The 19,852-nt window shown below is 62.4% G+C and carries 22 protein-coding genes; 10 read left to right on the forward strand and 12 right to left on the reverse strand.

The genetic code is table 11. From position 1 onward, the window contains the following. Positions 1-33: 33 nt before the first annotated feature. From prmB to uvrC, 5 genes are all read right to left on the reverse strand, one after another. Positions 34-1,071 (reverse strand): 50S ribosomal protein L3 N(5)-glutamine methyltransferase, encoded by a 1,038-nt coding sequence (gene prmB / locus CHC01_RS01440; protein ID WP_089261821.1) that lies wholly within the window; start codon positions 1,069-1,071, stop codon positions 34-36. Further along, the gene (locus CHC01_RS01445) at positions 1,071-1,553 is read right to left on the reverse strand and encodes a molybdenum cofactor biosynthesis protein MoaE (protein WP_089261823.1); all 483 of its coding nucleotides are present in this window, start codon (positions 1,551-1,553) and stop codon (positions 1,071-1,073) included. The genes prmB and CHC01_RS01445 overlap by 1 nt, the downstream gene beginning before the upstream one ends. Before the next feature lie 24 nt (positions 1,554-1,577). Next, a complete protein-coding gene (gene moaD / locus CHC01_RS01450) occupies positions 1,578-1,829 on the reverse strand; it encodes a molybdopterin converting factor subunit 1 (RefSeq protein ID WP_068731149.1) in 252 nt (83 codons plus the stop codon). After that, positions 1,826-2,437 carry a CDP-diacylglycerol--glycerol-3-phosphate 3-phosphatidyltransferase gene (gene pgsA, locus CHC01_RS01455; RefSeq protein WP_089261825.1) on the reverse strand — a complete coding sequence of 204 codons (612 nt, stop codon included), beginning with the start codon at positions 2,435-2,437 and terminating at the stop codon, positions 1,826-1,828. The genes moaD and pgsA overlap by 4 nt, the downstream gene beginning before the upstream one ends. Before the next feature lie 121 nt (positions 2,438-2,558). Next, positions 2,559-4,652, reverse strand: a complete 2,094-nt coding sequence (gene uvrC, locus CHC01_RS01460; protein WP_089261827.1) for an excinuclease ABC subunit UvrC — start codon at positions 4,650-4,652, stop codon at positions 2,559-2,561. 320 nt (positions 4,653-4,972) lie between these two features. Here uvrC and CHC01_RS01465 point away from each other — a divergent pair, with 320 nt between their 5' ends. Then, on the forward strand, positions 4,973-5,593 hold the full coding sequence (locus CHC01_RS01465) for an outer membrane protein (protein WP_068731146.1): 621 nt from the start codon (positions 4,973-4,975) through the stop codon (positions 5,591-5,593). Between the two features lie 151 nt (positions 5,594-5,744). Here the strand turns inward: CHC01_RS01465 and CHC01_RS01470 are convergent, their stop codons facing one another. The 4 genes from CHC01_RS01470 to CHC01_RS01485 form a co-directional block, all read right to left on the reverse strand. Continuing rightward, the gene (locus CHC01_RS01470) at positions 5,745-5,960 is read right to left on the reverse strand and encodes a cold-shock protein (RefSeq protein WP_068731145.1); all 216 of its coding nucleotides are present in this window, start codon (positions 5,958-5,960) and stop codon (positions 5,745-5,747) included. A 253-nt stretch (positions 5,961-6,213) separates the two neighbouring features. Further along, a complete protein-coding gene (locus CHC01_RS01475) occupies positions 6,214-7,074 on the reverse strand; it encodes a 23S rRNA (adenine(2030)-N(6))-methyltransferase RlmJ (RefSeq protein WP_089261829.1) in 861 nt (286 codons plus the stop codon). Positions 7,075-7,106: 32 nt separating this feature from the next. Beyond that, positions 7,107-7,793 (reverse strand): ribonuclease T2 family protein, encoded by a 687-nt coding sequence (locus CHC01_RS01480; protein ID WP_089261831.1) that lies wholly within the window; start codon positions 7,791-7,793, stop codon positions 7,107-7,109. Positions 7,794-7,879: 86 nt separating this feature from the next. Then, on the reverse strand, positions 7,880-8,350 hold the full coding sequence (locus CHC01_RS01485) for a hypothetical protein (RefSeq protein ID WP_089261833.1): 471 nt from the start codon (positions 8,348-8,350) through the stop codon (positions 7,880-7,882). Positions 8,351-8,517: 167 nt separating this feature from the next. Here CHC01_RS01485 and CHC01_RS01490 point away from each other — a divergent pair, with 167 nt between their 5' ends. The 3 genes from CHC01_RS01490 to CHC01_RS01500 all read left to right on the forward strand — a co-directional run bounded on the left by CHC01_RS01490 (position 8,518) and on the right by CHC01_RS01500 (position 10,312). Then, positions 8,518-8,811 (forward strand): hypothetical protein, encoded by a 294-nt coding sequence (locus CHC01_RS01490; protein WP_089263590.1) that lies wholly within the window; start codon positions 8,518-8,520, stop codon positions 8,809-8,811. Between the two features lie 47 nt (positions 8,812-8,858). Beyond that, on the forward strand, positions 8,859-9,404 hold the full coding sequence (locus tag CHC01_RS01495; RefSeq protein WP_089261835.1) for a DUF3617 domain-containing protein: 546 nt from the start codon (positions 8,859-8,861) through the stop codon (positions 9,402-9,404). 116 nt (positions 9,405-9,520) lie between these two features. Then, entirely contained in the window at positions 9,521-10,312 is a 792-nt protein-coding gene (locus CHC01_RS01500; RefSeq protein WP_089261837.1) for a thioesterase family protein, read from the forward strand. Between the two features lie 4 nt (positions 10,313-10,316). Here the strand turns inward: CHC01_RS01500 and CHC01_RS01505 are convergent, their stop codons facing one another. After that, entirely contained in the window at positions 10,317-10,520 is a 204-nt protein-coding gene (locus CHC01_RS01505; protein WP_068731140.1) for a tautomerase family protein, read from the reverse strand. Positions 10,521-10,650: 130 nt separating this feature from the next. After that, a complete protein-coding gene (gene hisS / locus CHC01_RS01510; RefSeq protein WP_089261839.1) occupies positions 10,651-12,159 on the reverse strand; it encodes a histidine--tRNA ligase in 1,509 nt (502 codons plus the stop codon). Between the two features lie 185 nt (positions 12,160-12,344). Here hisS and CHC01_RS01515 point away from each other — a divergent pair, with 185 nt between their 5' ends. The 4 genes from CHC01_RS01515 to CHC01_RS01530 all read left to right on the forward strand — a co-directional run bounded on the left by CHC01_RS01515 (position 12,345) and on the right by CHC01_RS01530 (position 16,557). Then, complete coding sequence (locus CHC01_RS01515; RefSeq protein WP_089261841.1) at positions 12,345-12,938, forward strand: hypothetical protein; 594 nt, start codon at positions 12,345-12,347, stop codon at positions 12,936-12,938. Then, on the forward strand, positions 12,938-14,065 hold the full coding sequence (locus tag CHC01_RS01520) for a YihY/virulence factor BrkB family protein (RefSeq protein WP_089261843.1): 1,128 nt from the start codon (positions 12,938-12,940) through the stop codon (positions 14,063-14,065). The genes CHC01_RS01515 and CHC01_RS01520 overlap by 1 nt, the downstream gene beginning before the upstream one ends. Before the next feature lie 153 nt (positions 14,066-14,218). Continuing rightward, positions 14,219-15,688 (forward strand): EAL domain-containing protein, encoded by a 1,470-nt coding sequence (locus CHC01_RS01525; RefSeq protein WP_089261845.1) that lies wholly within the window; start codon positions 14,219-14,221, stop codon positions 15,686-15,688. 14 nt (positions 15,689-15,702) lie between these two features. Continuing rightward, positions 15,703-16,557, forward strand: coding sequence for a TIGR01459 family HAD-type hydrolase (locus CHC01_RS01530; protein WP_089261847.1), 855 nt, complete (start codon positions 15,703-15,705; stop codon positions 16,555-16,557). A gap of 1,098 nt (positions 16,558-17,655) precedes the next feature. Here the strand turns inward: CHC01_RS01530 and CHC01_RS01535 are convergent. Next, complete coding sequence (locus tag CHC01_RS01535; RefSeq protein WP_089263591.1) at positions 17,656-18,051, reverse strand: response regulator; 396 nt, start codon at positions 18,049-18,051, stop codon at positions 17,656-17,658. Between the two features lie 260 nt (positions 18,052-18,311). Between CHC01_RS01535 and CHC01_RS01540 the strand changes: the two genes are divergently transcribed. Then, positions 18,312-19,283: a bifunctional riboflavin kinase/FAD synthetase gene (locus CHC01_RS01540; protein WP_089261849.1), complete on the forward strand. Its 972-nt coding sequence runs from the start codon at positions 18,312-18,314 to the stop codon at positions 19,281-19,283. Further along, entirely contained in the window at positions 19,280-19,840 is a 561-nt protein-coding gene (locus CHC01_RS01545) for a sugar O-acetyltransferase (RefSeq protein WP_089261851.1), read from the forward strand. The genes CHC01_RS01540 and CHC01_RS01545 overlap by 4 nt, the downstream gene beginning before the upstream one ends. Positions 19,841-19,852 lie beyond the last annotated feature (12 nt).

The following is a 19,852-nucleotide window of genomic DNA, read 5'->3' on the forward strand; positions in this document are numbered from 1 at the left end:
AAACGCTACGGGCTTGTTTGGCCAGATGCCGAACTAGCCGGCGCCGCGACCTTGCAGCGCAGCAGCCGACACCCAGAACACCTCGCCCTCGGAGTCTTCGGTGTCCAGCCAGATCAACGGCAGATCGGGAAAGGCTTCATCGACATTGGCGCGGCCGCGACCGATTTCACACAACAAACCGCCATGTGGATTCAGATGATCGCCAGCCTGTTCAATGATCTTCCTGACGATGTCGAGCCCGTCATCGCCGCCATCGAAAGCCATGGCCGGTTCGGCCAGGCATTCATCCGGCAAATCCGCCATGCCCTGCGCGTCGACATAAGGCGGATTGGTGATGATGAGATCGTAACGGGTATCGCCGAGCGGTTCGAACAGATCGCCCTTGTAAAGCGTCAGTCGCTCGTCGAGACCGAAGTCAATGACGTTGCGCATAGCGACGGCGAGTGCCGCGGGCGACAGATCGACGGCATCAACCTGCGCGTTGGGGAACGACTGGCTGGCCAGGATCGCGATGCAGCCAGAACCTGTGCAAAGATCCAGCACGCTTTCGATCTCCATGGGATCGTCGATCAGCGATCCGCCTTCGCCGTCGTCACCGCTGAAATGCGAATCCAGCAATTCGCCGATAAAGGAACGCGGCACAATGGTGCGCTCGTCCACATAGAACGGCAGGCCGCGCATATAGATCTTGTTGAGCAGATAGGCCGCCGGTTTGCGCGTCGTCACGCGGCGATGAATGATGTCGAGGATCTGCTTGCCTTCAGCCGCAGTTACCCGCGCCATGGCGAAACTCTCGAACTGGTCGGGATGCAGATGCAGGACTTCGCAGACGATGAAGGCGGCTTCGGCCACGGGATCGGTGGTGCCGTGCGCAAAAGAGAGCCGGGCTTCGATGAAACGGCTGGTGGCGTAGCGCACATAATCGAGCAATGTCGCAAGCTCGCCCGGCGCCACCTTCGGCAGGGTCACAGTCGCGATCTTCTTCACGGAAGTCTTTGCCTTTGCAGGAGCCTTGCTCGCAGATTTCCTGACCACCTTCTTCGCGGTTGTCTTCACAGTCTTCTTTGCCATCAGTTTTTATCCCAGCGCGCCGCGGCGTCGTCATCGTCGGTGTTCGCAGCAATCCAGCTGCTGCCACCGGCGGTTTCCTCGCGCTTCCAGAACGGAGCATGCGCCTTGAGGTAATCCATCAGAAACTCGGCGGCCTGAAACGCCGCTTGGCGGTGGGCCGACGCGGTCAGCACCACCATGATATTCTCGCCGGGCAGGATGCGGCCGACGCGGTGAACGATCGTCAATCCCGTGAGCGGCCAGCGGTTCATCGCCTCATCGGCATGACGCGCAATCTCTGCCTCGGCCATGCCGGGATAATGCTCCAGCGTCAGCGCCGTGGTTGCGTCGCCGCTGCCACTTAAGTTTTCTTGGCCGCCACGGCAGATACCACTGAACGTAACGACCGCGCCGATGTCCGTACGGCTTGCCGTCAGCGCCGCGATTTCGCTGGAAACGTCGAAATCGGCATCCTGAATGCGGATGGTCACGTTGGAGGTCATGAGATCAACGCAGTCGTTGGTAAATCAGCCGCCGGTCATCGGCGGGAAGAATGCAATCTCGCGGGCGCCAGCGATGACGGTGTCGGGCCGCACATGGGTATGGTCGATGGCGGCGCGGATCACTTTCGGTGTTTCGAACGCATACGCATATTCGTCGCCGCGCGTGCTCAGCCATCCGATCAGATCGCCGACGGTGCGCACGGCTGCTGGCGGCTCGACAGTCTCTTCGGCCTTGCCGATGCGCTCGCGCACCCAGGCGAAGTAGACGACCTTCATGCATCCTCCGCAATGAGGTGGTGAATGCCAGCCCTGAAATAGTCGTAGCCCGTATAAATGGTGACGAGCGCGGAAATCCAGAGCAGCAACAGGCCGAGCTGTGTCGTGATCGGGATCACCTGATCGCCGGCCTCACCGGCCAGCAGGAAGCCGATGGCGATCAACTGGGCCGTCGTCTTCCACTTCGCCACTCTGGAGACCGGGACGCTGACACGGAGTGCGGCGAGATATTCACGTAGACCCGAGACCAGAATTTCGCGGCACAGGATCACGATGGCGGCCCACAGGGTCCAGCCATGGATGATGCCGTCGGCCGCCAGCATCAGCAGGCAAGAGGCCACCAGCAGCTTGTCGGCGATCGGATCAAGCATCCGGCCGAAGGCCGACTGCTGATTCCAGATCCGGGCGTAATAGCCATCGAGAAAATCCGTGACCGCGGCGCCGATAAAGACGGCCAGCGCGACCCAGCGCAGCCATAGCGGGCCATCCATGATCGACTGCGAATAGATGCAGCCGACCACCACCGGAATGGCGGCAATGCGGGCCATGGTCAGGATATTTGGCAGGGACATCGCGGAATTCGCGGCCCGTCTCGTGGTCACTGTCATCCGTCTTACCAATACTGCCAGAGCGCAGAGGTCAACCGCCAGCGAAGCGGCGCGGCTTAGTTTACCGCAAAACTGCCTCAAGGCATGCGACAGCCAGATTACGTCTCGTCCATCTTTGCGGTCATCTGGCCACCGGCTGGGGGTGAAAAAAGTCGAAAATCTTGCGGGCGCTCTCGGCCGAGATGCCCGGAACCTTGCCGAGGTCGCCTACGGAGGCCCGCTCGATCTCTTTCAGCGTTCCGAAATGGTGCAGGAGTGCCCGCTTGCGGGTTGGGCCGATCCCCGGGATTTCCTGCAGTCCGGCCTCACGGATGTCCTTCTTGCGCAGTGTGCGGTGCGATCCGATGACGAACCGATGCGCCTCGTCGCGCAGCCGCTGGATAAAATACAGAACGGGATCCCGCGGCTCCAGCTTGATAGCCTCGCGGCCGGGAATGAACATGGTCTCGCGGCCGGCGTCGCGATCCGGCCCCTTGGCCACCGCCATCAGGGTCACATCGGTCAGTTTCAGCTCGTCGAAGATCTCCTTGACCGCATTAAGCTGGCCGCGGCCGCCATCGATGATGACGAGATCGGGCCATAGCGGCACGTCATCGTCCTTTGGCTTGACCACCTCGCCCTCAACCGGCGGCACCAGCAGACGCTTGAAACGGCGCTGCAGCACCTCCTTCATCATCCCGTAGTCGTCACCGGGCGTGAGCCCTTCCGACTTGATGTTGAACTTGCGGTACTGGTTCTTGATGAAGCCATCCGGCCCCGCCACGATCATGGCACCGACTGCGTTTGTCCCCTGGATATGGCTATTGTCATAGACTTCGATGCGCTTCGGCACGGTGGCCATGCCCGCCATCTTCGACATGCCTTCCAGCAGACGCGTCTGCGTCGCCGTGTCGGCGAGCTTGCGGCCAAGCGCCTCGCGGGCATTGGTCAGTGCATGGACGACCAGCTCCTTCTTTTCGCCGCGCTGCGGTGTCAGCACCTCGACCTTGAAGCCTGCCTTGACGCCAAGCGCGCTGGCCAGCAGTTCGCTTTCCTCGATGGCATGCGACAGCAACACCATCTTCGGCGGCGGCTTGTCCTCGTAGAACTGCGCCAGGAACGAGCCGAGCACTTCCTCCGGTGTGTATGATTTTTCGGCCTTCGGGAAATAGGCGCGATTGCCCCAGTTCTGGCCGGTGCGGAAGAAGAACACCTCGACGCAGGAATAACCGCCTTCCTGATGGATGGCGAAGACGTCGGCCTCTTCCACCGTGCGCGGATTAATACCCTGCTGGGACTGGATCGCCGAGAGTGCCGCAAGGCGGTCGCGATACAGCGCGGCGCGCTCGAAAGCGAGCTCGTCCGACGCCTTCTCCATTTCACCAGCCAATAGCTGCTTCACTGCGCGGCTGCGGCCGGACAGGAAGTCCTTCGCCTCACGCACCAGTTCGGTATAGCCGGGAAAATCGATCTCGCCGGTGCAGGGGCCAGAGCAGCGGCGGATTTGATACAGCAGACACGGGCGCGTGCGGCTCTCGAAAAAGGAATCCGTGCACGACCGCATCAGAAACGCGCGCTGCAGTGCCGTGATGGTGCGGTTGACCGCGCCCACCGACGCGAATGGACCGAAATAGCGGCCGGGCCGCGACTGCGCGCCGCGATGCTTCAATATCTGCGGCGCCCAGTGATCGCCCGAGATCAGAATATACGGGAAGGACTTGTCGTCGCGGAGCTGCACGTTGAATCGCGGACGCAGTTGCTTGATGAGATTGGCCTCGAGCAACAGTGCTTCGGTCTCGGTCGCCGTCGAGATGATCTCCACCACCACCGTAGCCGCGATCATGCGTGCGATGCGCATCACCTGCCCGGTTGGCCTTGCATAGGACGACAACCGCTTCTTCACGTTCTTGGCCTTGCCGACATACAGCACGTCGTTGGCCGCATTCAGCATCCGGTAGACGCCGGGCGATGTCGGAGCATGGCGTACGGCATGTTCGATGGCCGCGCGGCCGAGCGCCAGCGGGCCTTCGGCAACCACGTCGCCGGAATCGTCATCGCCAGTATCCGGGAGCGCGCCGTCTTCCTCGTCGTCGGCCGCCGCGGGTTCCGGTTCGATGTCGGGTGGTGCCTGCAAGGTGGCCTGGGTGTCCTGCCCGGAACTAGGGCTGTCGGAACCTGGCTCTGCTGCGGGCTCGGATGATGTCTCGTGCAGCGGCTCGGTGGGGTCTTGAATCATGAGGTCAATTTAAGCGCTGCAGCGGGTCATCGCCAGCATTCGTGCGACCGGAAATGCCCTCGCAACGGCCGGTTTTCCGGCTGCTCGCGGCAGGCCACAGGATTTTGGCCGCCGGCCCCAGGAAATTCGCCGATTGCCAAAAGTAAGACTCTTTTAACGCCAATACGGCGCCGCAGCAGCCCGTTAAGGACCGCTTAATCTAAAACTCTCGATAAATCGTCTCGATAAAAGATGGAATTCCGTAACCCTAAGGCTTCGTTCGGCAGAATCCCGAGCGCGCTCCCATGGGCCGGCAGTAACGCGTATTTTGGAGAGTTGAGATGAGTAAGTTTGCGTTCGCGGCAGTCGCCCTCGTGGCTGCAGGTGCGACAACAGCACATGCGGCGGACATGCCTTACCGGTCGCGCGCCCCCTATACCGTTGCCCAGCCGCTCAACGCCTATAGCTGGGCCGGCCCGTATCTCGGCGCCACTCTCGGTTACGAATGGGGCAGCGTCTCCAATACCGGCGCGAAGCCCTCGGGCATCGCCGGCGGCGTGACGGGCGGCTACAACTGGCAGAGCGGCAACATCGTGTTCGGTCTCGAAGGCGATCTGCAGGGCACCGGCGCGGATGACCGCTTCGCCACCTACAAGTTCTCGAACCCCTGGTTCGGCACGGCGCGCGGCCGCATCGGCTACGCCTTCAACAACGTATTGCTCTACGGCACCGCCGGTCTCTCCTTCGGCAGCCTGGAAGCCGAGCTGAACGGCCTGCAGCAGTCCCAGACTTCGGTCGGCTGGACCGCCGGCGTCGGCGCCGAAGTCGGCATCTACCAGAACTGGACCGCCAAGATCGAATATCTCTATGTCGATCTGTCCAAGAACACCTACACGCTCACCGGCACCGACAGCGCGCTCAGCTTCGGCACCGTGCGTATCGGCGTGAACTATCACTTCTAAGTCCGGCTCCGGACGCCTCGCGTCCGGACCTCTACTCAAGTACTTCGTCTCCAGATACGTCGACTCCAAGTACAAGAAACCATCGCCATTCACTCCCGGCCGCGCTGCGGCCGGGATTTTTTTATGGCCCACTCCCAAGCTGGATCCGCCGCTATCCCGTGATGACCAGATTGACCGCTTTGGGGCCCTTGCCCTTCTTGTCGGGCTCGACCTCGAAGGTGATCCGCTGTCCTTCGATCAGGTCCTTCAGGCCAGCGCGCTCGACTGCGGTAATGTGCACAAACACGTCCCGTCCGCCATCGTCCGGCTTGATGAAGCCGTAGCCACGCTCGCCATTGAAAAACTTGACCGTACCGCTCATGCCCATCGGGTCCCTCCCCGCAATGCTCCGCCGCGGCGCTTTCGCGCTGCGACCGACCGGACATTCACTCCACGGAAGCTAGGCCTTGTTTCAATATCGATTTGGGCCACGTCACTCCGCCGCAACCATTCGCGGAAGCGGAACGTAAAGCCAGTCATAATGCCAGCAGCTTAATACGGTTCCGCCGGGATTGACTACCGTTTTTGGCGGCGCCGTTTGATAGTTGGAGTTTGCGTAGTTCAGCGCAGGCCGTGCGACGTCAGGGTTTGGCCGTCTCGAGCCGGAAGCGTCCGGCGCCGCCAAGGCCAAGCGGCTTCTCGAGCTGCGGCAGGATTTCCTTGAGCTCGGCAGCAAGCTTCCACGGCGGATTGACGATCAAAAGTCCCGTCGAGGTCAGCGGACCATCCGCCGTTTGCGGTGCAACGCTGAATTCGAGGCGCAGGCATTTACCAGGTGTAGCGGATGCAGCGGCCGTCGCGGCGACGTGCTGCGCCAGCTCATCGGTGGCGCGGCGGCTCTTGGCGGGATACCACAGCATGTAAATGCCGGTCGCCCATTTGGCATAGACCTGCTCGAACACCGCAGCCATCCGCGCGAATTCGTTCTTGTCTTCATAGGGCGGATCGATCAGCACCACGCCGCGTCGTTCCTTCGGCGGCACATAGGCCGGCAGACCTATCCAGCCATCGATATCGACCACGCGCGCCTGCTCGTCCCTGCGCAGCGCTGAGATCAGCTTCTTGCGCGCCGTGGGCTCGACCTCGCAGCACACCATGCTGTCCTGCGGCCGCATCAAGGCGCGCGCGATCAGCGGCGAGCCGGGATAGGCCTTGAGTTCGCGCGGCGCATTGAATGACCGGACGATGTCGAGATAGGGCGCGACCAGCGGCGCACTGGCTTCGCTGAACCGCGCCTGCAGGGCGCGCGCGATGCCGGTGGTCCATTCGCCGGAGCGCGTGGCTTCATCGCCGGTCAGGTCATAGAGCCCGGCGCCGGCATGACTGTCGATGACGCGGAACGGCGCCGGCTTCTCCTGCAGATGCGTCAGGATGCGGACCAGCACGATATGCTTGATGACATCGGCAAAGTTGCCGGCGTGAAAGGCGTGTCGATAATTCATGCGCCAGCAGTACGCTAGGAATGCCGGTTGAGCTAGCCGCCTCGCATCGGCGGCATCACCACCTGGTCGCGGCGGCAGGCGCGGCGATCGATCTCCTCGCAGGCGCGGAACTGGAGATCCTTGCTCATGCAGACCCGGACCTCGGTCAGGCGGTTACGATCGCAGGTCACGGCGATGGCCGAATTGCTGAGGCCCGGATTGACCTTGATGAAGGCTTCCTCGATTGCGTCCGGCGCAATCGTCTTGGCCTGCTGCAGATCGAGAAATTCGTCGGGAATTTTGACGCCGGCGCGCGCCTTGCGGATGGCTTCGAAATAGGCGCGCTGGCCGAGGCCGGAGCAGGTGCCGTGCTTGTCCCATTCATTGAAGATCAGGCCGGGCGCCGGCATCAGGTCGAGCATCGACTGCATGATATTGCGCGCCAGCCGCGGGGCCGGACGCTCGCAGTAATTCGGGAAGCCGCGGTCATATTGCGGCCACAGGCCATGAACCACGAAAGAGTAAGGCCGGCCGCCGCATTGCATCTGGGCTGAGCGGTTGTTGCCGCTGCGCTCCTGGGCCGCCTCGCAGAAACTCGGCGACCACGACAGCGACAGCACGTAAAAATCGAATTCGCCCGGCGCGTTCTGCCGGCGGTCCTGTGCTGAGGCCGGATCGACGCTCAGCGCCGCGAGCGCGAGAAACCCAAGCGAAATGACAAGTCGAAATGCCTGAAACATGACGCGCCCCACCCCTGAGAAGGGCAAACCTAATCAGGCATCAAGAACAATTCAAGAACAAAATGGGTTGGATCCGCAAACGAAGCTTAGTGCTTCGCCGCCCGGCAACGCGGGTTATAGGCCCAGTCGCGGTCGAGACCGACGACGCACCATTCCACGCCCTGGCCGTAGCCGGCAAAGCCGCCATCCTCGATGATCGAGTAATGCACCTGGCGCGTCTTGCCATCGGTCAGCATCGCGTCGGCGGTGCAGTAGCGGCGCGGAATGTTGTCGGAGGTCCAGGGGCGGAAGGCCGTCTCATGGACACGGCTGAAGCCGGTGATCTGCAGCGCCGAATTCCAGAAGGTGCTTTCCTTGTCCTGGAACTGCGACGAAATCGTCGAGAGACCAGCTTCGCAATCCGCCAGACGGCCCTCGTAGTTCGGCCCCGACAGCCAGAAATTCAGCTCGAGCAGGTTCGCAGCCTGTGCGCCCGGAGCCAGGGTCATAAGCCCGAGAACGGCGCCGGTAACGGCAGCCAGGACGGCTTTCTTCCAGGATGAAATGAGGTCGCGCATGGGGAATCCGCCGTCTGATGATTGTTCCCGGAACGTGCCGCGAAGCCCGTGCAGGGTCAAGTGCATCGCGGCCACACCCAGCGCACAACTCTGTCAGAACCTGGACGGCGTTCTTTTCAGTGTCGCCGATGCCCTCTAAGGTGCCCATAATGACGATGGAGACGGTGATGCGAATGATTCGGTTGGCGATTTTGGCTGCAGGTCTGAGCGGTGCGATCATGAGCAGCGCGGCCCAGGCCGACTGGGTGCCGCCATTCAAGGGCAATGACACCGGCGGCATCATCTCCACATCCCTGATCAGCCAGACCGACATTCGCGCCCTGGCGATCGATCATTGCGCGCGTTACGGCAAGGTCGTGAAATTCCTGAGCGCACCGCAGGAATATGGCGCCTACGTCTCGTTCGCCTGCCGCTGGGTGCCCTATGGCGCCTCGGATCGGCCGCTCCGCGTTCGCTACTGAACCTTTTTACGCGACACAGCGTCTCATCGGCTTGGGGAGAACCAAGCATGATGCGACGCTATGTTTCACTGTTGAATGTTTCCGTTTTGAGCGGGACTGCGATGTTGTGGGCAATCCCCGCCATCGCCGATCCCATCGAGTTACCGGCACGCAAGGCTGGGCTCTGGGAAATGAAGATGCAGGGCAGCGCCGGGATGCCCGGCATGACGATGCAGCATTGCACGGACGAGACCACCGACAAGTTCATGAACACGACCTTCTCGCCGATGGCGAAGGACATGTGTTCGAAGAACGAGATGAAGAAGACCGCGACGGGCTATGTCACGGATTCGGTCTGCAATATCGGCGGCACCACCAGTACATCGCATGCCGAGATCACCGGCGATTTCAATTCCGCCTATACGATGAAGATCACCTCGCAGAGCTCGGGCGGCGCCAAGGCCAACGCTGGCGACAGCACCACGCAGCTGGAAGCAAAATGGCTCGGCGCCTGCAAGCCGGACCAGAAGCCCGGCGACATCATGATGCCCGGCGGCATGAAGATGAATGTCAAGGACATGGAGAAGATGAAGGGCATGCACCGGCCGCAATAGAGCCGCAGGCCCGCTGACTCGATGTTTTCCACCGCTGCGTTCTCCGCTATAGATGATGGTAATCATCCCAATGGCGTGCGCAACGCCGGCGACAGGAAACTCCAAAGGGCAGCTCCATGACTGAATTCACCGCACTGATGTCGTCCATGACCCGCTCCGGCGACGGCTGGGCCGTCAGCGTCAGCGACGACTGGCTACAGGGCCGTACCGTCTATGGCGGTCTGGCCGCGGCACTGTGCATGCAGGCTGCGCTCAATGAATTCGGCGCCGTGCCGCCGCTTCGCTCGGCGCAGATCGCCTTCGTCGGCCCGGCCCCCGGTCCATTGCAGTTGCGCGCCAGCGTTCTGCGCAAGGGCAAATCGACCTTGTTCGCCAGTGTCGATCTTGTCGGCGAAGCAGGCCTCGCGACCCGCGCCATGTTCTGCTTCGGCGCCGCGCGTGAATCGGCTTTTGCCCATGTGGTTACCGGGACGCCAGAACTGAAAACACCGGAGGACTGCCCGGACTTCTTTCGCCGTGCGCCGCCGACGCTACGTTTCCTGGAGCATATCGAAGGCCGGCATATGGGGGGCTCGATGCCGTTCAGCGGCAGCGAGGATCCGCAGATGATGCTGTGGCTGCGCCACCGCGAGCCCGGCATCCAGCCATCGCTGGTGGCGTTACTGGCCTTAGCCGACGCGCCGCCACCGGCAGCTTCCGTCCGATCCACAACGCCCTCGCCGATCAGCACGATGACTTGGTCGATCGACATGCTCACCGACGAGATCACCACCGACGACGGCTGGTGGCTGATCCGCAATGTCGCCGAGCAGATCGCCGGCGGTTATTCCAGCCAGGCGATGACGCTGTGGAATCGAAACGGCCGGCCCATCATGGCCAGCCGTCAGAATATTGCAGTGTTTGGATAGACGCTTACTTCTTCGCGGCGGCGGCGCGCTCGACGAAAGTCTGGCCACCCTTCATCTTGTTGTTGAGCGGCGCTTCGTTAATCTGGATGACGACGGCATCGGCGGTGACGCCGAGATTCTTCACCAGCGCCTGGGTGATGTCGAGCATCATGCCCTTCTTCTGCTCGTCGGTACGGCCTGCCGCCAGGTTGATCGTGATCTCAGGCATTGATGTCTCCTTTTATGATTTCACTCTCGTCATGGCCGGGCTTGTCCCGGCCATCCACGACTTCGTATCAACCGCATCAAACAAGACGTGGATGCCCGGGACAAGCCCGGGCATGACGATCAACTGATGGTTATGAGCTCCACTTCACGCCGTGCTTGTCGAGAATCTTGCGGACCGCACTGACGAGATCGGTTTCCGCGATCTTGGTCTGCGCCTCTGCCTGCTTCTGCAGATAGGCGTCGCGGTCACCTTCCAGATCCGACAGTCCGGCACCGAGGATCAGATCCTTCAGCATCACTTCGCCGGTCGCCTTTTCGTCGGAGCCTTGAATGATCACACAGGGTGAATTGCGCCGGTCGGCATATTTCAGCTGGTTGCCCATGCTCTTGGGATTGCCGAGATAGAGTTCGGCGCGGATGCCGGCATTGCGCAGGCTCGCAACCATCTTCTGATAATCGGCGACACGGTCGCGATCAAACACGGTGACGACGACCGGGCCGAAATCCGGCGTGGTGTCGATCTTGCCGAGCAGCGTCAGCGCGGCCTGCAGGCGCGAGACGCCGATGGAGAAACCGGTGGCCGGAACAAGCTCGCCGCGGAAACGCGACACGAGACCGTCATAGCGACCACCGCCGCCGACCGAACCGAAGCGCACGGGACGCCCCTTCTCGTCTTTGGTTTCAAGTGTGAGCTCAACTTCGTAGACGGGGCCGGTATAGTATTCGAGGCCACGCACGACAGACGGATCGATCTTGATGCGATCGGTTTGATAGCCCGCCGCAGTGATTAGCTTTTCGATCTCGGCAAGCTCGGCGCGTCCCTGCTTGTATGCATCGGAGCTATCGAGCTTCGCAGTCGGCTCGCTCGCTGCGTCGAGACTGCGCAGTACTGTCTCAGAATCGTCCGGCGAGAGTCCCGCACCTTTGGTAAAATCACCCTTGCCTTCTTCGCCGCCATCCCAGCGGCCGGGGCCGAGCAGCTTCCTGATCTCGTCGAGCGGAAACTTGTCCATCTTGTCGATGGCGCGCAGCACCGTGAGGCGTCGCCCGGCGTTCTCGTCGCCGCCGAGACCGATGCTCTCCATCACGCCGTCGAGCACCTTGCGATTGTTGACGCGCACCACATAGCTGCCGCGCGGAATGCCGAGCGCTTCCATCGCATCGGCCGCCATCATGCACATCTCGGCATCCGCCGCCGGCGAGCCGGAGCCGACGGTGTCCGCATCGAACTGCATGAACTGGCGGAAGCGGCCGGGCCCCGGCTTCTCGTTGCGATAGACATAACCTGCACGGTAGCTGCGATAGGGCTTCGGCAGCGCGTCCCAATGCTCGGCGACGTAGCGCGCCAATGGCGCGGTCAGGTCGTAGCGCAGCGAGATCCACTGCTCGTCATCGTCCTGGAACGAGAACACGCCCTCGTTCGGCCGGTCCTGATCGGGCAGGAATTTGCCGAGCGCATCGGTGAATTCCATGGTCGGGGTCTCGACCGGCTCGAAGCCGTAGCGTTCATAGACCTCGCGGATGGTGTCGGTCATGCGCCGGGTCGCGGCGATATCGGCCGGTCCGCGGTCGCCAAGGCCACGCGGCAGACGCGCGCGCAGTTTCTGGGGTTTTTTGGGCTTTTCAGACTTTTCGCTCATAGCGGCGTGGTACCAGCGCAGGCAGGAACCGGCAAGCGTTCGGCCCCGCGATCACCTGAGGTTGGCCATGCGCGACGCCACAAGGTTCGCCACGGCGGAACCTTCGTCATGCCTCCCCGTTCATTTTCATATGCCGGCCGCGATACCATTTCAGACATCTGCCGGCGCAGAACGAGGCTTTCCATATGCCACCGCTCGCAAGCGCCCTGGTGCGAACAGGGCTCGCGCTCAAGCTCAATCAGGTCAAGCGCGCCACGTCGTCCTATGTCCGTGACCGCAGTGAGCAGACCCAGGGCATCGCGGTGTCTTACGCGGTTGCTGCCGGACTTTATGCTGCCGCAGGCGTCTTTCTGATTGCCACCTTGCTCGTCGGCGCTGCCGCGCTGTTTCGCTGGGTCGAACTGCGCTACGGGCTGTTTCAGGCCTTTGGCGCAACCGGCGGATTGCTGCTGGTGCTCGCTGTCCTCTTCGCTGTCCTTGCGGCAAGCCGGCTGAAACGTCCCTCGAAACAGTTTCCCAGTCTCGGCAGCCGTTTGCGCGTCGCGATCAATGCGAGCCCCGGCAAGCATGAGCAGGTCACGTCGGCCGCACCGCATCGCGCGCCCGCGCCGAACGAATTCAGGCCGAGCACACGCGCTGCACAGCCCCCGCAGAGCAGCGGCCCGGTGAAAGCCGGACTGGTGCTCGCCGCGACGCTTGCCGGCTGGGCTTTCGCCCGGCGCCGCAGCCTTGCGCAGCCAGCCCCTGCCCGCAGACCCGCGAGCAAAGCGAACGCCTGATGGCCGTCCGCCGATCCGACACGGACAGTCTGCTGCTTGTCGCAGCGACAACCTTTGCCGTGCTCGCGTTGCAGAGCTTTTTCTCGACACGCAATACCGAGAGGTCCGTGGCAGATGAGCCGCAACCGATCGGCGACACCGACGTCCCGCCACCAGCGACATTCACCCGCGAACTCGCTCAGTCCGGACGCGGCCGCCATTCGTCCAGCCCGCTGCAGATTCCATGGACGGGCTGGAAGGACGTGCTGTGGCGCACCTACGAGCAGATCAACGAGGATCGGCTGCTGGCGATAGCGGCCGGGGTCGTGTTCTTCGGCCTACTCGCCGTGTTTCCGGCAATCACCGCACTGGTCTCCTGCTATGGCCTGTTTGCCGATGCTTCCACGATTTCGGACAATCTGCAGACGCTGGCGCTGATGCTGCCGGATGGCTCGTTCCAGATCGTGCAGGACCAGATCGCGCGCGTACTCGCCAATGGCCAGGCCAAACTCGGCCTCACCTTCCTATTCGGCCTTGCGCTGGCGCTGTGGAGCGCCAATGCCGGCGTAAAGGCCGTGATCGATGCGCTCAATGTCGTCTATGGCGAGCGCGAGAAACGCAGCTTCATCAAGCTCAATATGCTCTCGCTCACTTTCACCGCTGGTGCCATCGCCGCGCTCCTTCTCATGGTGAGCGCCGTCGTTGCGCTGCCGCTGACGCTGGACCGGATCGGTCTCGCGACCGACAGCAAGACGATCATCAGCCTCTCCCGCTGGCCGCTTCTGCTGCTGGTGGTCGTGCTGGCGCTTGGCATTCTCTACCGCTTCGGTCCGAGCCGCCCCGGCGCGCGCTGGGAATGGCTCAGCATCGGCACCCTCGCTGCAGCCCTGCTCTGGCTTGCCGGCTCGGCGCTGCTGTCCTGGTACCTGTCTAATTTCGGCAATTACAGCGTCACTTACGGCTCGCTCGGCGCCGCCATCGGCCTGATGATGTGGATGTGGATGTCGGCAATCATCGTTCTGTGCGGGGCCGAGCTGAATTCCGAGATCGAGCACCAGACCGCCGTGGATACCACCGTCGGACCGGGACGACCGATGGGCGCACGTGGCGCCGCCATGGCCGATACGCTCGGCCGCGCCAGCACCTGAGGTGCAAAAGCACCGGTGGGCAAGTTCTCCCAGCCCTGCTTTCCGAATCAACAATAATGCTAAGGTTGGCCGGGTACTTAGCGCCGGGAGCGCTCGCGGCCGGACCTTTATCGTGCCGTGCAGGAGTTTGGATTTGAGGATGTTGCGCGCGTTATGATCCGCATCTCCACGATTTTTGTCGGCATTTGCATGGTGCTGGTCTCAGCTTCGCTTGGCCTGGTGCTGTATGCGATCGCCGGCATCAGCGGCTACGAATCGGCCATCGTCGCACTGACAGCGCTGACCGTGATGATCCTCTACAACGCGGTGTCGATGCGCATCAAAGACCGCACCGAATCCACTGGCCAGATCACTGATCTGTCGCGTGGCACCGCCGATCTTGCCCGGCAGGTCGCCGAATTCGGCCGCCGCCTCGCCGTGGTCGAGAGCAAGATCGCATCCGCTGGCACAGCCAATCAGGACCGTATCCAGACCGTCGCCGGCGAGATCGGCGAATTGGGCGCGCTGGTGAAGCAACTCGCCACATCGGTCGCTACCCACGAGGACATGCTGACCGCGCTGCCAGCGACCGCGTCTGCCGCCATCGCGCCGCCATCGCCACCGGTCAAACCCGTGACCGCTGCCGATGTGCCGCTCGCCGTCGAAGTCGCCGAGGACACCGTGACACCGACGGCACCTGCGATCATCGTCAAGCCGGAGGCAGCGCCAGCGCGCGACAATGCGCAGTTCACCGCCATGGTGAAGAGTGCCATCGCCGACAACCGTATCGACATCTATCTGCAGCCGATGGTCACGCTGCCGCAGCGCAAGGTGCGCTTCTACGAGGCGATGACGCGGCTGCGCGACGACAAGGATCAGGTGATCACCGCCGACGAGTTCATCGGCCCCGCAGAAGCCGCGGGCCTGATGGGCCAGATCGACCACATCGTGCTGCTGCGCTGCATGCAGGTGCTGCGCCGCCTGATGGTGCGCAACAAGGATGTCGGCGTGTTCTGCAACATGGCTGGCGCGACCCTGTCGAATGCCGAGACCTTTGCGCAATGCATCGACTTCCTCGAAGCCAACCGCGCGCTGGCACCGTCCTTCGTGCTGGAATTCAAGCAGAACGTGTTCCGCAATCTCGGCCCGATCGAAAGCGAGCATCTCGCCGCCCTCGCCCAGCGCGGCTACCGCTTCTCCATCGATCACGTCACGGATTTGCGGATCGAGCCCCGCGACCTCGCCGATCGCGGCGTGCGCTTTATCAAGGTACCGGCAGCACTCCTGCTCGACCCCAAGCAGACGTCGAATTCCGACATTCACCCCGCCGATCTCTCCGACCTGCTCGGCCGGTTCGGAATCGACCTGATCGCCGAGCGAATCGAGGGCGAACGGGCCGTGGTCGACCTGCTCGACTTCGACGTCCGGTTCGGGCAAGGCTTCCTGTTCGCGGCGCCCCGCCCGCTCCGGCCGGAAACGCCGGCCAATGGCGGTGCGCCAAATCCCGCTATCAAGGAACCCGCCAGGGCATCTACGGACCCCAATGGCCCAGTGAGATCCGCCCCAACCACGCCTCCGCGGCCTGAGCCGCCGCGCTCCACCGGCAATGCCGCGCTGGCACGCCGCGCCACCGGCCCGAACTGATCGGCCCTCAATTCATGACCACACTGCGTTTCGTCGAGCGCTTGCGCGACCTCACCGGACATGTCGACGTCGTCCTCAGCGATATCTGGGGCGTCGTCCATAACGGCCTCGAATCTTTCCCCGAAGCCTGCGAGGCGTTGCATACGTTTCGCGCCAAGGGCGGCACGGTGATCATGATCACCAATGCGCCGCGCCCGGCCGACTCCGTGCAGCGGCAGCTCCGCAAGCTCGGCGTCGCTGACGACACCTATGACGCCATCGTCTCGTCCGGCGACCTCACGCGCAATTTCGTCGCGGGCCGGCCGGGTCAGGCGATGTATCTGATCGGGCCGGATCGCGACAGTTCAATCCATCGCGGCCTCGATGTGAAGCTCACCCAGCTCGAACAGGCCGACTACATCGTCTGCAGCGGATTGTTCGACGACGAGACCGAATCCGCTGACGACTATCGCGACATGATGAGCCAGGCGCTGGCGCTCAAGCTGACGCTCGTATGCGCCAATCCCGACATCATCGTCGAGCGCGGCGACCGCTTGATCTATTGCGCTGGCGCGGTCGCTGAACTCTATCGCGAGATGGGCGGCGAGGTGATCTTCTACGGCAAGCCGCATCGGCCGATCTACGATCAGGCCATGGCGCTGGCCAAGGCGAAGCGCGGCAAGGACACGGCGCTGGATCGCGTGCTGGCGATCGGCGATTCCGTGCGCACCGATCTCGCCGGCGCTCACGCCTATGGCATCGACCTGCTGTTCGTCACCCGCGGCATCCATGCGGGCGATTTCGAAGGCATCGAACAGATGGGCGCCGCGGAAGTGAAGGAACTGTTCGGCCATCCACCGAAAGCGCTGATGCGCGAATTGAAGTGGTGAGCTGAAACATAGAATGGGATGACGCTCTCGGTCGTCATGGCCGGACAGCGCGAAGCGCGCTTCGCAATAATCCCAGGCCTCTCCCCACGTCATGGCCGGGCTTGACCCGGCCATCCACCTTGTCTTGTGCGACGGTGTGCGGGCCAAGCTGGATCCCCGGGTCAAGCCCGGGGATGACACCTGTGGGTGCGGCGCGTCCACGTCGCGCCATCGCAGATTCAACTGTCAAACAGCCACTGCTCTTCAGACATGCGTCATCACCCCCATTGTTTGCGGCGCGGGGGCGCCGTCGTCGCTTGCATTCCCACCCTCTTGTGAGAGGGCGTGCGGAACGCCGGGTGCCCGTTGCACCCTTGGGCCTGATGCGAATGCGGTCTTCCGCAGGTTAGTGTGCATCAGGACTTTCGGAGGCGCTGAGCGATTGCCCGGCGTTCCGCATGCGGTGTTTTTTCGGTTGCTTGCACATCTGCCATGGCGAACGGTCCCATCACCAAAATTAATGTCCCAGGGCGGAGGGACAGGGTAGCCTCAAGCGACTGGGCCGAACGCGTTTTGACTTGGTCGTCCGTCACACTGTCCAGGGAGTCTTTCCATCCGAAGGTCGGCCGTCTCCTTGCCAGTGGCAGTGCTGGCGCAGATCCGTCCTGCCCGAAGACAGACGTCCCCCATGAACCGCGTGACGCCGCATCTCCGGCGTCCACCGCATCCCACCCCGCGAACGTAACGATCGCGATCGCCCCTCTCGGTGGGGCAGGACGCAGGGAATATAGTCCATGCAAGGATATTGTCAACGACAGATAGGAAAAAATGTTTGGGCGCTGTCTTGCCGTCCCACACTCGTCATTCCGGGGCGGGACCGACGCCGCAGGCGACGGGACCGAACCCGGAATCTCAACGTTGGAGTCTCCGTAGAGCCAAACACTCCGGGATTCCGGGTTCGCGCCGGCCCGCTTCGCGGTCCTTTGCGCCCCGGAATGACGAGGGGGGACGATCATCAGCCGCGCGACGCATCCGGACTTGCGTCAGTGCAGACATGAAAATGCCCGGCACGAGGCCGGGCATTGCGAAACTCAAAAGCTCTGAGCGAAGCTGCGCGGCTTACGCCGGCACGGTGTCCGGGAACACGGCTTCGATCTTGGTCTTCAGCGTCGCCGCGTTGAACGGCTTGACGATGTAGTTGTTCACGCCGGCCTTCTTGGCGGCAATCACGTTCTCGGTCTTGGATTCTGCCGTGATCATGATGAAAGGGGTCTGCGACAGGTTCGGGTCGGCGCGGACTTCCTTGAGCAGGTCGTAGCCCGTCATCGGCTCCATGTTCCAGTCGGAAATCACCAGGCCATACTTCTTGGTACGCATCTTTTCCAGCGCCATCGAACCATCGCTGGCATCGTCGATGTGTTCGAAACCAAGCTGCTTCAGAAGATTGCGAATGATGCGGATCATGGTGTTGTAATCGTCCACCACCAGCACCGTCATCGACAAATCAACCGCCATCTTCATTCCCCCTGAGGCACGATACGCAAATGCAAAAAATGATATTTGCCGTCAGGCAAACCGTTCCAACCGGGATTGGCGAGTATTGCTGTCCGCGGCCCGGAGCCAGAATTAGCAGGGTGGGTTAAATTTCCAGTTAACCGCCCCATGGCGCGAAATTCGTCAAATTCGAGAAGAAAGCCGATTTTACCTTCGCTTGACTTCGACGTGGTGGGCGCGCCACGGTCCCTCACCCGCCAAAACCACCAACGAATCCAATCATGACGACTGCTTTCAGCGTGATCCGCGACACAACGCCTGCCAATGCCATCCCGCGCGGATGCGTCGTGGCAATGGGTAATTTCGACGGTGTCCATCTCGGCCACCGCGCCGTCATCGGTGCTGCGTTACGCATGGCGGAATTGCATAAAACAAGCGCTTTGGCGGTGACCTTCGAGCCGCATCCGCGCAGTTTCTTCAGCCCGAACACACCGCAGTTCCGGCTCTCTGACGAAGCCGCCAAGCTGCGCCTGCTGGCAGGAACCGGCCTGGCCGGCGCCGTCGTCATGACCTTCGACAAGGGACGCGCCAGCACCACGGCGCAAGACTTCATTCACCACGATCTCATTGAGCGTCTCGGCATCAGCGGCATCGCCGTCGGCTACGACTTTCATTTCGGCAAAGGCCGCGTCGGTTCGCCCAGCCTGCTGGCCAACGAAGCGCCGCGCCTCGGCATCGAGGTCGACATCCAGCCGCATGTCGATATCGATGAGCGCCCGGTGTCTTCGACGGCCATCCGCATGGCCTTGGCTGAGGGCCAGGTGACCGAGGCCACGGAGATGCTGAACGGGCCGTGGTTCATCACCGGCGAAGTGATCCACGGCAAAAAGCTCGGCCGCGACCTTGGCTATCCCACCGCCAATATCCGCCTGAATAACAATTGCGGCCTCAAGCACGGCATCTACGCCGTGCGGGTTGGCCGCGGAAACGAGCGCTTCGACGGCGTTGCATCCTTTGGCCGCCGCCCGACCTTCGATAACGGCGCGCCTTTGCTCGAAGTCTTCCTGTTCGACTTCAAGGGCGACCTTTACGGCAAGGCACTGGACGTCGCCTTCATTGCCTTCATCCGCGATGAAATGAAATTCGAGGGCATCGAACCCCTGATCCGCCAGATGGACGACGACAGCGCCAAAGCGCGGGCCGCGCTGGCGGCTGCGCCGGATGCGTTTCCGAAACTGGGAGACATCGACTGACCAGGACCGAAAAGCAGAAAATGCTGGCGGGCGAACTCTATCGTCCCGGCAGCCCCGAGCTGGTCGCTGACGAGAAGGCCAACAAGGCCTGGCTCGCGAAATACAACGCGCAGCTGGACCGGCCTGTGGCCGAACGACGGACACTGCTCGCCGAGCATTTTGGCAAAGTCGGCGCCGACTGCGTCATCCGGCCGCCGTTCTTCTGCGACTACGGCTACAACATCCATCTCGGCGACAACGTTTTCCTGAATTTTAATTGCGTGATCCTGGATATCGTCGCGGTCTCCATCGGCGACCGCACCCAGATCGGCCCGGCTGTGCAGATCTACGCTGCCGACCATCCCCGGGACGCCGAGACCCGCCGCAGCGGACTGGAATTCGGCCGGCCGGTCAAAATCGGCGCCGATGTCTGGATCGGCGGCGGGGCCATTATCGTGCCCGGCGTCACCATCGGTGACGGCGCCGTGATCGGAGCCGGCAGCGTGGTGACCCGGGACGTTCCGAACGGCGCCACCGTGGCCGGCAATCCGGCCCGGTCGATTGGCAAACGGGGCTAATCCGACCCTTTG

This window comes from Tardiphaga sp. OK246, from assembly GCF_900188215.1.
GTDB lineage: Bacteria > Pseudomonadota > Alphaproteobacteria > Rhizobiales > Xanthobacteraceae > Tardiphaga > Tardiphaga robiniae.